Raw genomic sequence first — 13,179 nt, 5'->3', positions numbered from 1 at the left:
GCGGCACGCCGCAGGGACAGCCCTGGACGCGGCACCGCCCCTGCCGCGCGCCGCGCGCGACCCGGGGTCGAGGAAACCGCGGACAGCCGCGACAGAACAGATCTTGCATTCTTTCCGGTCTACCGGATCTCATCCATCCAGGTCAGAGCCGTCGCGTCGGCACAGCGGCCGATCCGGTCCCAGAGGCGACGCGACCAGATGTCGCCGAAACCCGATCGGGCCACAGTGGGTCTGGAGCACGCCCGCGCCCTCGCTCTACACCCAGGTGCGGGACGCGGCCGCCCGACTCAGGTCACGTCCTGGTCGAGGACGACATGCTCGACCACCTGTGCTCGGAGCCCGATCTGACCCTGTGGGCGCACAACACGCTCATGACCGGCCCCTGCACCAACGCGGGCGGGCGCCCGGGGTCATCCCTGCGACAGGTGCGCCGACAGGTAGCGGCGGACCAGGTGCTTGCACTCGGCGATCAGCTCGGGGTCCCCGTCGGGCAGGGAGCGGAAGGCGAGCTTGAGCACCGCGTCGGCGGCCTCGACCGCGACGAAGAGCGCCCGGTCCAGCTCGGGGCCGATCGGGGCGCCGAGCAGCTCGACGGTGATCGTACGGAGCCGGTCGGCCACGATGACGTTGTTCTCCAGCGCGGCGTCGAGCATCCGTTCGGTCCCCTTGACCACGGGCCCGCCGGGTGCGGCGAGCACCTCCCCGAAGTCGACGACGGCGAATCCCGGCGTGGCCCGCTTCATCGCGACGAACTCGTCGATCGCGAGGTCGACCATCTCCGTCCAGTCGGAGAGCCGCACCTCCGCGAGCCTGGCCGTGATCCGGCCGAGGAACGCCTCCAGGTTGCGCAGCGCCAGCGCCCGTACCAGCCCCTGCTTGTCGGGGAAGAACTGGTAGAAGGTACCGATCGGCACCTCCGCGCGGCGCGCGACCTCCTTGGTGGTCAGCGCCTCGTAGCCGACCTCGTCCAGCAGCCGCGCGCACTCGTCCAGCATGCGCTCGACCCGTTCCAGGCTGCGGCGCTGGGCAGGGCGGCGGCGAAGCGTTCCCCCGGAGACGTTCGTCATCTCTCCATCATCCCCCACGGGCAGGCCCGAGGGTTAACATGAGCCAGACTCATACATTTGGAGGCCGGAATGTTCCTGTGGGGTACGGCGACCGCGTCCTACCAGATCGAGGGCGCCGTCGCCGAGGACGGGCGTGGCGCCTCGATCTGGGACACCTTCGCCCACGAGCCCGGCCGCGTCCGCGGCGGCGACACCGGCGACGTGGCCTGCGACCACTACCACCGCTGGGAAGAGGACGTCGAGCTGATGTCCGGCCTCGGGGTGAACTCCTACCGCTTCTCCATCGCCTGGCCGCGCGTCCAGCCGGACGGCAAGGGCGCGATCAACCAGGCCGGCCTGGACTTCTACGACCGGCTGACCGACGCGCTCCGCGAGCGGGACATCGTCCCGGCGGCCACGCTGTTCCACTGGGATCTGCCGCAGCCCCTGGAGGACGAGGGCGGCTGGCTGAACCGCGACACCGCCTACCGCTTCGCCGAGTACGCCGCGGCGGTGGCCGACCGGCTCGCCGACCGGATCCCGATGTGGATCACTCTGAACGAGCCCTTCGTCCACATGGTCTTCGGCTACGCGCTGGGCGCCCACGCTCCCGGCAGGACCCTGGTCCTGGACGCGCTACCCGCCGCCCACCACCAGCTGCTCGGGCACGGCCTGGCGGTGCGGGAGCTGCGGGCGCGCGGCGCGGAGCAGGTCCTGATCACCAACAACTGCACCCCGGTCTGGCCCGCCTCCGCCGACCCCGCCGACCTGGCCGCCGCCGACGCCTACGACATCCTGCACAACCGCCTGTTCAACGACCCGGTGCTGCTCGGCTCCTATCCCGACCTGTCGGCGTACGGGGTGAGCCTGGACTGTGTCCGAGACGGCGACCTGGATCTGATCGGCGCGCCCCTCGACGGCATCGGTATCAACTACTACAACCCCACCCGGATCGCCGCGCCCACCGGTGAGGGCCTCCCCTTCGAGGACGCGGGTGTCACCGGCTACCCCACCACCGCCTTCGGCTGGCCCGTCGTCCCCGACGGCCTGCGCGAGCTGCTGGTCGGCCTCCGCGCCCGGTACGGCGACGCCCTCCCACCGGTCTACGTCACCGAGAACGGCTGCTCCCAGCCCGACGAACCGGCCCCCGACGGGACGGTCGACGACCAGGCCAGGATCGACTTCCTCGACGGCCACATCGAAGCCGTCGAGCGGGCTCGGGCGGAGGGGGTGGACGTGCGCGGCTACTACGTCTGGTCCCTGCTGGACAACTTCGAGTGGGCCGAGGGCTACAGCCAGCGCTTCGGACTCGTCCACGTCGACTTCCCCACCGGGAAGCGCACCCCCAAGGCCTCCTACGAATGGCTGCGCCGGCGGATCTCACAGGGCTGACGTCACGTCTTTCACACCCGGCGCCGCGTGCTCGGACGTCCGCGTACACCGGGAGCCGGCATCGCGCCCCCGGCGCCGGCCCGTGCCGTGGCGGTGAACCTCACCGTCACGGCACGGACACCGCACTCAGCGGTTGAAAGCGTCCGGGTCGGGGCCGATGCGGGTGCCGGCGTCCAGCTTGGCGATCTCGGCGATGTCCTCGGCCGTGAGGGCGAAGTCGAAGACGTCGAGGTTCTCCCTGATCCGCGAAGGCGTCACCGACTTGGGGATGACGACGTTCCCCAGGTCGAGGTGCCAGCGGAGCACGACCTGGGCCGGGGTCTTGTCGTACTTCCCGGCGAGGGCGACGATCACCGGGTCGTCGAGCACGGCCCCCTGCGCCAGCGGGCTCCACGCCTCGGTGACGATGCCGTGCTCGGCGTGGAACCCGCGCAACTCGGCCTGCTGCAGGGCCGGGTGCAACTCGACCTGGTTGACCGCCGGGACGACGCCGCACTCCTCGATGAGGCGGCTCAGATGGGCGGGCTGGAAGTTGGACACCCCGATGGCGCGGACGCGGCCGTCGGCGTACAGCTTCTCCAGTGCCTTCCAGGTCTCGACGTACAGGTCCCTGGCCGGGGTGGGCCAGTGGATGAGATAAAGGTCGAGCCGGTCCAGGCCCAGCCTCTCCATGCTCGCGTCGAAGGCGGCGAGGGTGGAGTCGTAGCCCTGGCCGTCGTTCCACAGCTTGGTGGTGACGAAGACCTCGTCACGCGGCAGACCTGAGGCGGCCAGCGCCTCGCCCACTCCCCGCTCGTTCCGGTACAGCTTCGCGGTGTCGATACTCCGGTATCCCGCCTCCAGCGCCTCGGTCACCACCTCGGCGGTCTGCTCCGGGGGCACCTGGTACACGCCGAAACCGAGCCGGGGCATGGAGACCCCGTTGTTCAAAGTGATCATCAGTACTTCTCTCCTTGAGCGGCCGCCGACGACCCGGGGCGGCCGTCGGCGGCACGCGCCGAACACGGATGCCTCATGGGCAAACGCCTGTCATTCGAGCACACCGCCGGGGCGACCGCCAGAACGTATCCGTACCCGGCCCCTCTGACCTGGGGCGGAGCGGAAAACCCGTTGCGAGGTGACGAGACGAGCCGTAGCGTCCAGCACCATGTGCACCTACTTCGCCAACCTTCTGGTCGGCTACGTGATCCGTCCTCGCGGCAGCCGGGCTCTGGCCCGCTAGGGACGCGTCGGCACTCCGTTCCGCACGCGTCCCCGATGCGCGCCCAGGGCTTTTCCGAGACCTTTTTCACCTCGGACCCGAAAGGGCGACGGCTGTGGCGCACTCCTTCGCGCACGGAAACCATTCACACACCCAGGGAAAGGTAAGGAACGGCAACGGTCGCGGCGAACGCGACCGGGCCAGACGCACCCTCTCGCAGAACTTCCTCGTCGATCCGCACGCCGTCCGGCGGATGGCCGCCGCGGCCGGATCACACGGGCTGCTTCTGGAGCCGGGCGCGGGCACCGGTGCTCTCACCCTCGCCCTCGCCGAAAGCTGCGCGAGGGTCGTGGCGTACGAGATCGACCCGCGGCATGCGGGCAGGCTCGCCGCCCGCACCCGCGGCGACGACGGAATCGAGGTGATCAGGGGTGACTTCCTGACCGCGCGGGCTCCGCGCGAGCCGTTCGCGGTCGCCGGGAACATCCCGTACTCGATCACCTCCAGGATCGTCGACTGGTGCCTGCGCGCCCCCGGGCTCACCTCGGCGACCCTGCTCACCCAGCTGGAGTACGCGCGCAAGCGGTCCGGCGACTTCGGCCGCTGGAGCAGGCTGACCGTGCTGAGCTGGCCGGGTCACTCCTGGGAGCTGGCCGGCCGCGTCGGCCGGATGAGCTTCCGGCCGGTGCCCGCCGTCGACTCGGCGATCCTGCGGATCGAGCCGCGCGGTGTCCGGCTGCTGCCCGCGGGGCGGGACGCGGCCTGGCGCGAGTTCGTCGAGTACGGCTTCACCGGCCTTGGCGGTTCGCTGCACGCCTCGCTGCGGATGCGGTACGCGGCCCACCGGGTCGACGCCGCGTTCGCGGAGGCGCGGGTGGACCGCGACACGGTGGTGGCCTTCGTCCACCCCGACCGGTGGCTGACCCTCTTCGAGCTGCTCCGCTGACACCCCCGCGCACCGCCCGATCCCGGGCGGTGCGCGGTCCCTTCGATCAGGCCGAGTCGGCCTCGTGCAGGGCATAGCGGCCGGGCGTGCATCCGTACTCCCTGGCGAAGGCCGTGATGAAGGCCGAGGGGGTCGCGTACCCGACGCGGCGGGCCACCTCGGCCACCGGCCGGCCCTCCAGCAGCACCCGCGAGGCACGCAGGCGCAACTTGGTTCGCCACTGCGAGTAGGGCATGCCGAACTCGCGCACGAAGTCGCGTTGCAGCGTCTTGACGCTGACGTGCAGCCGTTCGGCCCACTCCTCAAGGCGGACGGGGTCGCCCGGGTCGTGTGACAGCGCGCGGGCGACGGTCATCGCGAATCCGGTACCGGTGGCGTGGTGGCCGACGAAGTCACGGGTCGACGCGCCGAGCCCGGCCATGATGCGCTCGCGGGCGACGAGTGCCGCCTGCTCGTCGTACCCCGGGCGGGCGATCGCCTGGACGAGCCGGGCCGCCTCGTCGTCGATGGACACCGCGCCGGCGCGCAGCCCGCCGAGCATCTCGGGCACCTGGCGCAGGCAGATCCGGTACACGGTCTGCCGGTCCGCCGCCCGCACCTCGTGGCTCACCGCGCGGTGGGCCCAGAACGCCTCCCGCGCGCCCACGAACTGCGTGTCGGCACCGTACCGGGTCGAGAGCATGCCGTCGGGTGACCAGTAGAGCTGGTGCAGGAAGTCCTGCCTGCTCTGGCCGAATTCGAGCACGGCCGCCGAACGGTACCTGAGCACGAGGACACCGGTGAGCGTGCCCAGGCCGTAGCCGTACTCCTCGCACCAGAGCGGATCGGTCCCGAAGTGGCCGGCACCGGTCGCAGAGTGACTTCCCATCGACATTGGATGGCCTCCCGACGACATCGAAAAAGTATTGGTAAGGCTAACCTAAGTACCGCCTGACCATGAGGTCGGGTTGTTCGCCCGTTCTGAAGCACACTGAAGGAACACGCCCATGTCCTCCCGACAGCCCCGGCGCCTGGCCGGCGCTCTGGCCCTCACCCTCGCCCTGGTCGCCGGCTGCGGTTCCACCGATTCCGGCGAGGAGTCCACCGCCGCGGCACCCGAGACCCGCGTCTTCAGCGCCGACAACGGCGAGATCACGATCCCCGCCGCCCCCAAGCGCGTCGTCGCGACCGGTTACGCGGTGCCGGCGCTCATCGAGGCCGACGCCCCCCTGGTCGGCATCTCCGGCTGGAGACGCGGTCTGGCGATGATGACCGAGGAGGACCTCGCGACGTACAACGGCCTTGAGAAGATCGCCGGAGAGACGGCCGCCGAGACCAACTACGAGGCCGTCGCCAAGGCCAAGCCCGACCTGATCGTCATCGGCGTCCCCAAGCCGGCCCTCGGCGACATCGACATGAAGCGGCTGGAGTCCATCGCCCCGGTCGTCGTCATCGGCCCGACCGTCCCCTCCGCCTGGCGCGAGCTGTCCCGGCGCCAGTCCGACGCCGCGGGCCGCCTCGGCGACTTCGAGACCGCCAAGGCGGCGTACGAGAAGAAGGCCGCCGAGCTCGCCGAGAAGTACGAGGGCGCGCTGGACGGCGTGAAGTTCGGCCACGTCGGCGCCTACGGCGACATCGCCAAGGGAACGTTCCACCGCGAGTTCGCCGGGTCGTGGGGCACCAACATCGCCTCCGACATCGGTGTGACCTACTACGGCGAGGTCAAGGAGAAGGGCGGCGGCGCGCTCGACGTCACCGAGTACCCCTCGATCGAGGAACTGCCGGACGGTTTCGCCGAGGCCGACGCCGTCACCTACACGCTGGAGAGCGACGGCTCGGTAAGCGAGCCGGTGCAGTACGTCCTCGACTCCAAGCTGTGGAAGAACCTGCCCGCGGTCAAGGCCGGCAAGGTCTTCCCGCTGCGCTACACCGAGGCGGCGACGTACGGCTCGGCCATCAAGACGCTGGACGCCATCGATGAGGCGCTCGCGCCGCTGCTCGGCCGATGAGCGTCGACCGTAGCGACCCGAGGGGTCGCGTCGCCGCCCACCACCGGTCCGGAACCGGCACCGCGCGGATCGGCTACCCGATCGGGGTCCGCACCGTCTCGGTGCTCGCGCGCCGGTACGTGACCCCGCGCCTGCTCCGGCTGACCGTCGGCGGCCCCGGGCTCGAAGGATTCCACAGCTACCAGGCGGACGACCACATCAAGATCGTCTTCCCTGATCCGGACGGCACCCGCCGCGACCCGGTCGCCAACGACCACCTGGAGCTCGACTGGCCGACGCCGTCGCCCACGACGCGCAAGTACACGGTGCGGCGGTACGACGCCGAGGCCGGCGAGCTCGACCTGGACTTCGTGCTCCACGAGGGCGGGGTCGCGTCGGCGTGGGCGGTCGCCGCCGAGGTGGGCGAGGAGCTCACGATCGCCGGTCCGCCGGGGGCCAAGGCGTTCCCGCACAACTACGGCCACTACGTCTTCGCGGTCGACGCCACCGCGCTGCCCGCGGTCGCGCGCTGGCTGGAGGAGTCCCCGGCCGACGTCTCGGCCCAGGTGGTGATCGAGACCGACGACGCCGCCGAGCACGCCTACCCGCTCGCGGCACGCGACGGGGTGGAGGTCGTCTGGCTGGCCCGTGAGGGCGACCGCTCCTCGCTCGCGGAGACGGTGCGCTCCCTGGCCCTGCCCGAGGAGCGGACCTTCCTGTTCGCGGCCGGGGAGGCGGGTGACATCAAGCCACTGCGCTCGTGGAGCGCGGGACGGCTGGACTCACTGTTCACCGGATACTGGAAGCGCGGAGTTGCCGGGCTTGAGGACTGATCCACCGGCGAGGGCCGCACTCCTCCTCGCGGCCCTCGCACTGCTCGCCGTGGTGGCGGTGGCCGGCGTGAGCGTCGGAACGCGCGCGATCGCACCGGCCGAGATCTGGCGTGCCTTCGCCGACTACGCCGGCACCGACGATCATCTGATCATCCGCGATGTCCGGGTGCCGCGCACGATCCTCGGCATCCTCGTCGGTGCCGCCCTGGGCGCCTCGGGCGCGCTGATCCAGACGCTGACCCGCAACCCGCTGGCCGAACCCGGCATCCTCGGGGTGACCGCCGGTGCCGGTTTCGCCATCAACCTGGGCGGTGTGCTCGGCGTCGCGGGGTCGCAGTCCGCGCAGTTGACGCTCGCGTTCGCCGGCTCCGTGCTCGCGGTGCTCCTGGTCTACTCCGTCGGCAGGACCTCCCCGCTCCGGCTCGTGCTGGCCGGCGTCGCCCTCAGCTCGGTGCTCGCGGGCCTCTCGCTCGGCATGCGCCTGATGCTTCCCGACGTCTTCGACCGGTTCCGCTTCTGGTCCGTCGGAGCGCTGGCCGGCCGCGAGCAGATGTCGCACACCGTCCCGCTGCTGGCGATCGGCATCGCCCTGGTCTGTGCCATGGCGGTGGCCAGGCCGCTGAACGCCATGGTCCTGGGCGAGCAGGTCGCCCATACGCTCGGCGGTCACACCGCACGGACCAAACTCGCCGTCCTCGTACTCGTCACCCTGCTCGCCGGCGCCGCCACGGCCGTGGCCGGACCGATCACCTTCGTGGGGCTCATGATTCCGCACCTGGCCCGCCGGCCGGCCGCCGGCTCGATTCCGTGGCTGATGGCCTACACGATGGTGCTCGGCCCGATCCTGCTGCTGATCTCCGACATCGGATCGCGCGTGCTGCTGCCGACGGGCGAGGTCCCGGTGGCCGTCGTCACCGCCTTCCTCGGCGGCCCGGTGCTCATCTGGGTCGTACGGCGCTACGGGGCGGCGTCGCTGTGAACGCCGTCGTGCTGCGCGCGGGCTCCCACTCGGTCAGGATCGAACGCCGGACGCTCCTGATGTCGCTCGCGCTCGCCGGCGTCGCGCTGGCCCTGGCCTTCCTCGGCCTCAGCCACGGCCCTTCCTGGGCCGCGCCCCCGGAGGTGTTCGCGGCGCTCGCCGGTCACGGGGACTCGGCCCTGGTGATCCGGGAGTGGCGGCTGCCCCGGGTGGCCGCCGCGCTCGTCTTCGGCGCCGCCCTGGGGCTGGCCGGGGCGATCTTCCAGAACCTCACCCGCAACCCGCTCGGCAGCCCGGACGTCATCGGCCTGGACGCGGGCGCCTACACCGGCGCGCTGGCCGCGATCACGGTGCTGAGCGGAACCTCCGCGCAGCTCGCCACGAGTTCGGTGCTGGGCGGCCTGCTGACCGCGGCGGCCATCTACCTGCTGTCGCTGGACGCGGGGCTCAGCGGCCTGCGGCTGGTCGTCATCGGGATCGCGATGAACGCCATCCTGACCGCGGTCAACTCCTGGATCGTGCTCCGTGCCGAGCTCGACGTCGCGCTCGCCGCGACCGGGTGGAGCGCGGGTTCGCTGAACGGCGTCGACTGGGACGAGGTGCGCCTGCCGTTCCTGGTCATCGGCGTGCTCACGCTGCTGCTCGTCACGCTGTCGCAGGCGATGCACCAGGCCGCGCTCGGCGACGAGCTCGCCGTCACCTCGGGTGTGGGCCTGGGCCGCCTCCGGCTGCTGATCGTGCTGGTCGGCGTCGGCTGCACCGCCACCGTGACGGCGGTCGCCGGGCCGATCGTGTTCATCGCGCTCGCCGCCCCCCAGATCGGCCGCCGCCTCGCCGGCGCGGCCGGGGTGCCCCTGGTGCCCGCGGCGCTGACCGGCGCGGTGCTGCTACTGGCCGCCGATCTCATCGCGCAACTGCTGCTGGCGCCGGTCGCGCTGCCGGTCGGTGTCGTGACGACCGCGATCGGCGGGTGCTATCTCATCTGGCTGCTCTTCAAGGAAGTGAGGCGACCGTGGCAGCGCGCCTGACCGCCCAGGACATCACCCTCGGCTACGGCGAGCGGGTGGTGTCGGCGCACGTGAACCTCGACGTGCCCGACGGCGCGTTCACCGCCATCGTCGGCGCCAACGCCTGCGGGAAGTCGACGCTGCTGCGTTCCTTCGTCCGGCTGCTCAAGCCCTCGGCCGGTACGGTCGGCTTCGACGGCCGCGATGTGAACGGCTACCGGCCCAAGGCCATCGCCAGACAGGTCGGGTTCCTGCCCCAGGGCCTGGTCGCCCCGGAGAACATCATCGTGCGACGGCTCGTCGCCCGGGGCCGCTACCCGCACCAGTCGATGCTGTCCACCTGGTCGGCCGAGGACGAGCGGGCCGTACAGCAGGCCATGGCCGCGGCCGGCGTCGCGGAACTGGCCGAGCGGGGCGTCGAGGAGCTGTCCGGAGGCCAGCGCCAGCGCGTCTGGGTCGCGATGGTGCTGGCCCAGGAGACGCCCTACCTGCTGCTCGACGAGCCCACCACGTTCCTCGACATCGCCCACCAGTACCAGCTGCTCAAGCTGTTCGCGCGGCTGCGCGACGAGGGGCGCACGATCATCGCGGTGCTGCACGACGTCAACCAGGCCTGCCGGTTCGCCGACCACGTGGTGGCGATGAAGGCCGGTCGCGTCGTCGCGGAGGGAGCCCCCGCCGACATCGTCGACGCCGAGCTCATCGAAGAGGTCTTCGACCTGCCCTGCGTCGTCGTGCCCGACCCGGTCACCGGCACCCCCATGGTGGTGCCGACCGCCTGACCTTCACCCGCCAGGCGGCCCGAACACGGGGACCGCGCATCGCCATGCCCCTACCAGGTGGTTTCCAGGCTTACGTCCTGCCCTTGCGGCAGTTCGGGCGTCTTGATCCGGGTCACCCGCTGACCGTCCAGCCGGGCAGGAGCCCCACCTCGGACGATACCGAGCAGCACCCGCCCCGACGCGTCGAACGCCACCGGTTTGAACCACTCCTGGGGAACCCACGCGCGCACTCGCCTACCGGTGGTCACTGAGAATTCGACCAGGGAGGGAGCCCTCACATTTCTCCCCCCTTCCTGGGTGACGAAGCTCGATCCGCCGGGCCTGGCAGCGAAGAAGGTCGTGTCGCCGTCGACCGGCTTGGCGGACAACAGGTCGCGGCCCGCGACGGAGGTGTCGAGCAGCATCGCCTCCTGGCCGAACGGCCGATCGTTGTCCTGCCAGGAGAACACCAGTGTGCGGGCGCCTCCCACCCAGGCCATCCGGTAGATGGAGCCGGATTTGGCCGTACGCCAGCGACGCACCTCGCCGGTCACGACATCCGCCACTCGCACCTCGCGCATCCGGTCGGTCCCCGGCCTGCTGACGCTGTACGCCAGCTTTCGCCCGTCCGGTGAGGCGGCCAGCACATCAAGCGTCTCGGTTCGCAGATCGGCGGGGAGCGACAGCGCGACCCGCTCACCGATCTCGCCGTCCGATGTCAGGGTGATCCGATAGAACCGCAGCGGGGCACCCTCCCGCTCTCTCCCGGCCATGAAGAAGGTACGGCCGTCACCGAGTCCGGCGACCTGGCTGTGGGCAAGCGCGGGCAACCACGCCGTACGTTCACCGGTCCTGCTGTCGTAGACGCCCAGCGGGCCTCGGGTCGAGCTGGTGTGCGTCGCGTTCTTGGTCTCGACCGTGGAGGAGGTCACCACGGCCGCGACATAGAACGGCGGCGCGGGGGCGATCGCGGGCGCGAGCACCGGCGGCCGTCCGCTCTCCCCGCCCCGTAAGGTCACCCCGATTCCGGCCACTACGGCAACGGTCGCCACCGCGACCGCGAGCGGCAACGTCCACCTCCCCCACAAGGGGCGGCGCGGTCCGGGGAGAGGCGGGGGTGGACCATCGTCCCGCACGGTCCATGCCCTGGCGGCCATCGCGTCGCGCAGCCGGTCCTCGATGATCCTGCTCATGCGTTGCCTCCCAGCTCGCGGTGGAGTCTTGCCAGTGCCCTGACGGTCGTGGACCGGACGGTACTCGCCCTGACGCGCATGGTCCGGGCCGTCTCCGACTCGGACAGGTCCAGGTAGTAGCGGAGCACCAGAGCCTCTCGCTGCCGCTTCGGCAGCCTGCCCAGCGCGTCCAGCACCTCCCGGCGCGACTCCCCGAGCAGCACGGCCGTCTCCGACGAGTCGAGCGCCTCCTTGCCCCTCTCCGTCCAGCGCGACTCCACCATCCGTCGTCTGAGCACCGATCTGGAGCCGTTGAGCACACATGTTCTGACGTAGGCGAGCGTGAGAGTCTCAGGCCGGCGGCCGTGCAACCGGGCGAACACGTCCTGAACGATGTCCTCGGCTGTCTCCCGATCGCCGACAAGGAGTACCGCGAGCCGTATCAGGTCGAGCCTGTGGCTGCGGTAGAGGGCCGTCAGCAGCGCCTCAGCCGGGACCGCGGGCAGGCCCCGCGCCCGGGACGCCCATTTCGCCAGCCGCGATATCTCAGCGTTCATACTCTAGGAACGCTTGCCCTTCCCGATCCGCTGCTTCCCGGGACCGCTCAGTTCGTCGTTCGTCACCCCCTCGATCCCGCGCCCCGGAGATGCCTGCCCCGAGCTCTTCGGCGGCTTCCTGATCACCGAACTCTTACGGCTGTCGGCGAGGGGTGATCCACCTGCTTTCACCCTGCGATGGTGCAGGCCATGGCGGACAGCGCGGTTTCAAGGCATTGATCGGGCAGGGCGGTGTGAGCGGTGCGGGTCATCGCCGCGGTCGGGGTCCGGTCAGGGGATGCCGCCGACGAACCAGGCCGGCTCGCCGTGGCTGAGTCGTTCGGCGGTCTCGGGGAGAGCGAAGCAGAGCCGGCGCAGCGACTCCAGCGGATCATCGGCCATGGCCGGACGCTACTCTCCGGTGAGAGAATCGTGGATCATGATCGACAACCGCGTTGACCCTCCCTTCATCGGCGACGAGCGCGCCATGCTGAACAACTTCCTCGACTGGCACCGCGAGACCCTGGCCGTCAAGTGCGCGGGGCTCTCCCATGAGCAGCTCCGTGAACGCTCCGCGCCGCCCTCGCCCCTGTCGCTGCTCGGCCTGGTCCGCCACATGGCACACGTGGAGCGCGTCTGGTTCCGTCACGTGCTGAACGACGAGGACGTCCCCCTCCTCTACAAGACCGACGACCCCGACGCCGACCTCAACGACGTGGACACCGCCTCCGCTGAGGAGGCCTTCGCCACCTGGCGGGCCGAGATCGAGCACGCCCGCAAGCTCTCGGCCGAGGTATCGCTGGACGCCATCGGAAAGCGGAAACGCCACGGAGAGGACTGCTCCCACCGCTGGATCCTGGTCCACATGATCGAGGAGTACGCCCGGCACAACGGCCACGCCGACCTGCTGCGCGAGCGAATCGACGGCGTCACCGGCGAGTAGGGCGGCGCCCCTGCCGCTTCAGGCGTAGGCCGACTCCTCCGCCAGCTTCACCTTGTCCCGCCAACCACGCCGACCGGTTCCGGCCATGTACCCCTCCTGGCTTCGTGCGGTCGCCGGCCGGGGACGCCACGCCGGTGTTCGGCGATGCCGGGCCGATGACGGGACGTGCGGCCACCGCCGCCGGGTTGCGGGCGTTCTTCTCCACCATCGGCGGCCTACGGCACCGGTTCGCCGACCACCTGGTGGCGATGAAGGCCGGTCGCGTCGTCGCGGAGGGAGCCCCCGCCGACATCGTCGACGCCGAACTCATCGAAGAGGTCTTCGACCTGCCCTGCGTCGTCGTGCCCGACCCGGTCACCGGCACCCCCATGGTGGTGCCGACCGCCTGAGTTCCCC

Annotated in this window: 14 protein-coding genes; 9 read left to right on the top strand and 5 right to left on the bottom strand. The window is 70.9% G+C overall.

Features of this window, described 5'->3' with window-relative positions:
* Positions 1-410: 410 nt before the first annotated feature.
* A complete protein-coding gene (locus ACFQVD_RS40855; RefSeq protein WP_343963000.1) occupies positions 411-1,067 on the bottom strand; it encodes a TetR/AcrR family transcriptional regulator in 657 nt (218 codons plus the stop codon).
* 69 nt (positions 1,068-1,136) lie between these two features.
* Here ACFQVD_RS40855 and ACFQVD_RS40850 point away from each other — a divergent pair, with 69 nt between their 5' ends.
* A complete protein-coding gene (locus ACFQVD_RS40850; protein WP_343963001.1) occupies positions 1,137-2,438 on the top strand; it encodes a GH1 family beta-glucosidase in 1,302 nt (433 codons plus the stop codon).
* A gap of 126 nt (positions 2,439-2,564) precedes the next feature.
* Here ACFQVD_RS40850 and ACFQVD_RS40845 read toward each other — a convergent pair whose 3' ends face one another.
* Positions 2,565-3,377, bottom strand: a complete 813-nt coding sequence (locus ACFQVD_RS40845) for an aldo/keto reductase (RefSeq protein WP_343963002.1) — start codon at positions 3,375-3,377, stop codon at positions 2,565-2,567.
* Between the two features lie 515 nt (positions 3,378-3,892).
* Between ACFQVD_RS40845 and erm the strand changes: the two genes are divergently transcribed.
* Positions 3,893-4,585 carry an ErmE/ErmH/ErmO/ErmR family 23S rRNA (adenine(2058)-N(6))-methyltransferase gene (gene erm / locus ACFQVD_RS40840; protein WP_386274444.1) on the top strand — a complete coding sequence of 231 codons (693 nt, stop codon included), beginning with the start codon at positions 3,893-3,895 and terminating at the stop codon, positions 4,583-4,585.
* A gap of 46 nt (positions 4,586-4,631) precedes the next feature.
* On the opposite strand, the gene ACFQVD_RS40835 is transcribed toward erm, so the two are convergent.
* Positions 4,632-5,453, bottom strand: coding sequence for an AraC family transcriptional regulator (locus tag ACFQVD_RS40835; RefSeq protein ID WP_343963004.1), 822 nt, complete (start codon positions 5,451-5,453; stop codon positions 4,632-4,634).
* Between the two features lie 118 nt (positions 5,454-5,571).
* On the opposite strand from ACFQVD_RS40835, the gene ACFQVD_RS40830 reads away from it, so the two are divergent.
* The 5 genes from ACFQVD_RS40830 to ACFQVD_RS40810 are packed head-to-tail and all read left to right on the top strand — an operon-like array spanning position 5,572 to position 10,153.
* Complete coding sequence (locus ACFQVD_RS40830; protein ID WP_343963005.1) at positions 5,572-6,573, top strand: ABC transporter substrate-binding protein; 1,002 nt, start codon at positions 5,572-5,574, stop codon at positions 6,571-6,573.
* Positions 6,570-7,385, top strand: coding sequence for a siderophore-interacting protein (locus tag ACFQVD_RS40825; RefSeq protein ID WP_343963006.1), 816 nt, complete (start codon positions 6,570-6,572; stop codon positions 7,383-7,385). Before ACFQVD_RS40830 ends, ACFQVD_RS40825 begins: the two co-directional genes overlap by 4 nt.
* Entirely contained in the window at positions 7,375-8,364 is a 990-nt protein-coding gene (locus tag ACFQVD_RS40820) for a FecCD family ABC transporter permease (RefSeq protein ID WP_343963007.1), read from the top strand. Before ACFQVD_RS40825 ends, ACFQVD_RS40820 begins: the two co-directional genes overlap by 11 nt.
* The gene (locus ACFQVD_RS40815; RefSeq protein ID WP_343963008.1) at positions 8,361-9,392 is read left to right on the top strand and encodes a FecCD family ABC transporter permease; all 1,032 of its coding nucleotides are present in this window, start codon (positions 8,361-8,363) and stop codon (positions 9,390-9,392) included. Before ACFQVD_RS40820 ends, ACFQVD_RS40815 begins: the two co-directional genes overlap by 4 nt.
* Complete coding sequence (locus tag ACFQVD_RS40810) at positions 9,377-10,153, top strand: ABC transporter ATP-binding protein (protein ID WP_343963009.1); 777 nt, start codon at positions 9,377-9,379, stop codon at positions 10,151-10,153. Before ACFQVD_RS40815 ends, ACFQVD_RS40810 begins: the two co-directional genes overlap by 16 nt.
* Positions 10,154-10,203: 50 nt before the next feature.
* Here the strand turns inward: ACFQVD_RS40810 and ACFQVD_RS40805 are convergent, their stop codons facing one another.
* Both ACFQVD_RS40805 and ACFQVD_RS40800 read right to left on the bottom strand, forming a co-directional pair.
* Positions 10,204-11,325: a hypothetical protein gene (locus ACFQVD_RS40805; RefSeq protein WP_343963010.1), complete on the bottom strand. Its 1,122-nt coding sequence runs from the start codon at positions 11,323-11,325 to the stop codon at positions 10,204-10,206.
* Positions 11,322-11,861, bottom strand: a complete 540-nt coding sequence (locus ACFQVD_RS40800; RefSeq protein ID WP_343963011.1) for a sigma-70 family RNA polymerase sigma factor — start codon at positions 11,859-11,861, stop codon at positions 11,322-11,324. The genes ACFQVD_RS40805 and ACFQVD_RS40800 overlap by 4 nt, the downstream gene beginning before the upstream one ends.
* A gap of 418 nt (positions 11,862-12,279) precedes the next feature.
* On the opposite strand from ACFQVD_RS40800, the gene ACFQVD_RS40795 reads away from it, so the two are divergent.
* Both ACFQVD_RS40795 and ACFQVD_RS40790 read left to right on the top strand, forming a co-directional pair.
* Complete coding sequence (locus ACFQVD_RS40795) at positions 12,280-12,783, top strand: DinB family protein (protein ID WP_343963012.1); 504 nt, start codon at positions 12,280-12,282, stop codon at positions 12,781-12,783.
* A gap of 155 nt (positions 12,784-12,938) precedes the next feature.
* Entirely contained in the window at positions 12,939-13,172 is a 234-nt protein-coding gene (locus ACFQVD_RS40790; RefSeq protein ID WP_343963013.1) for a hypothetical protein, read from the top strand.
* Positions 13,173-13,179: the final 7 nt, after the last annotated feature.

It is taken from the genome of Streptosporangium amethystogenes subsp. fukuiense, from assembly GCF_042665875.1.
GTDB classification, from domain to species: domain Bacteria; phylum Actinomycetota; class Actinomycetes; order Streptosporangiales; family Streptosporangiaceae; genus Streptosporangium; species Streptosporangium fukuiense.
This window is presented reverse-complemented; position numbering and strand designations above follow the sequence as displayed.

Bases quoted from the DNA above. Each gene is read 5' to 3' on its own strand.
- erm (WP_386274444.1), top strand. From the start codon at position 3,893: ATGGCCGCCGCGGCCGGATCACACGGGCTGCTTCTGGAGCCGGGCGCG.
- ACFQVD_RS40835 (WP_343963004.1), bottom strand. From the start codon at position 5,453: ATGGGAAGTCACTCTGCGACCGGTGCCGGCCACTTCGGGACCGATCCG.
- ACFQVD_RS40845 (WP_343963002.1), bottom strand. From the start codon at position 3,377: ATGATCACTTTGAACAACGGGGTCTCCATGCCCCGGCTCGGTTTCGGC.
- ACFQVD_RS40790 (WP_343963013.1), top strand. From the start codon at position 12,939: ATGACGGGACGTGCGGCCACCGCCGCCGGGTTGCGGGCGTTCTTCTCC.
- ACFQVD_RS40795 (WP_343963012.1), top strand. From the start codon at position 12,280: ATGATCGACAACCGCGTTGACCCTCCCTTCATCGGCGACGAGCGCGCC.
- ACFQVD_RS40855 (WP_343963000.1), bottom strand. From the start codon at position 1,067: ATGACGAACGTCTCCGGGGGAACGCTTCGCCGCCGCCCTGCCCAGCGC.
- ACFQVD_RS40830 (WP_343963005.1), top strand. From the start codon at position 5,572: ATGTCCTCCCGACAGCCCCGGCGCCTGGCCGGCGCTCTGGCCCTCACC.
- ACFQVD_RS40805 (WP_343963010.1), bottom strand. From the start codon at position 11,325: ATGAGCAGGATCATCGAGGACCGGCTGCGCGACGCGATGGCCGCCAGG.
- ACFQVD_RS40800 (WP_343963011.1), bottom strand. From the start codon at position 11,861: ATGAACGCTGAGATATCGCGGCTGGCGAAATGGGCGTCCCGGGCGCGG.
- ACFQVD_RS40850 (WP_343963001.1), top strand. From the start codon at position 1,137: ATGTTCCTGTGGGGTACGGCGACCGCGTCCTACCAGATCGAGGGCGCC.
- ACFQVD_RS40825 (WP_343963006.1), top strand. From the start codon at position 6,570: ATGAGCGTCGACCGTAGCGACCCGAGGGGTCGCGTCGCCGCCCACCAC.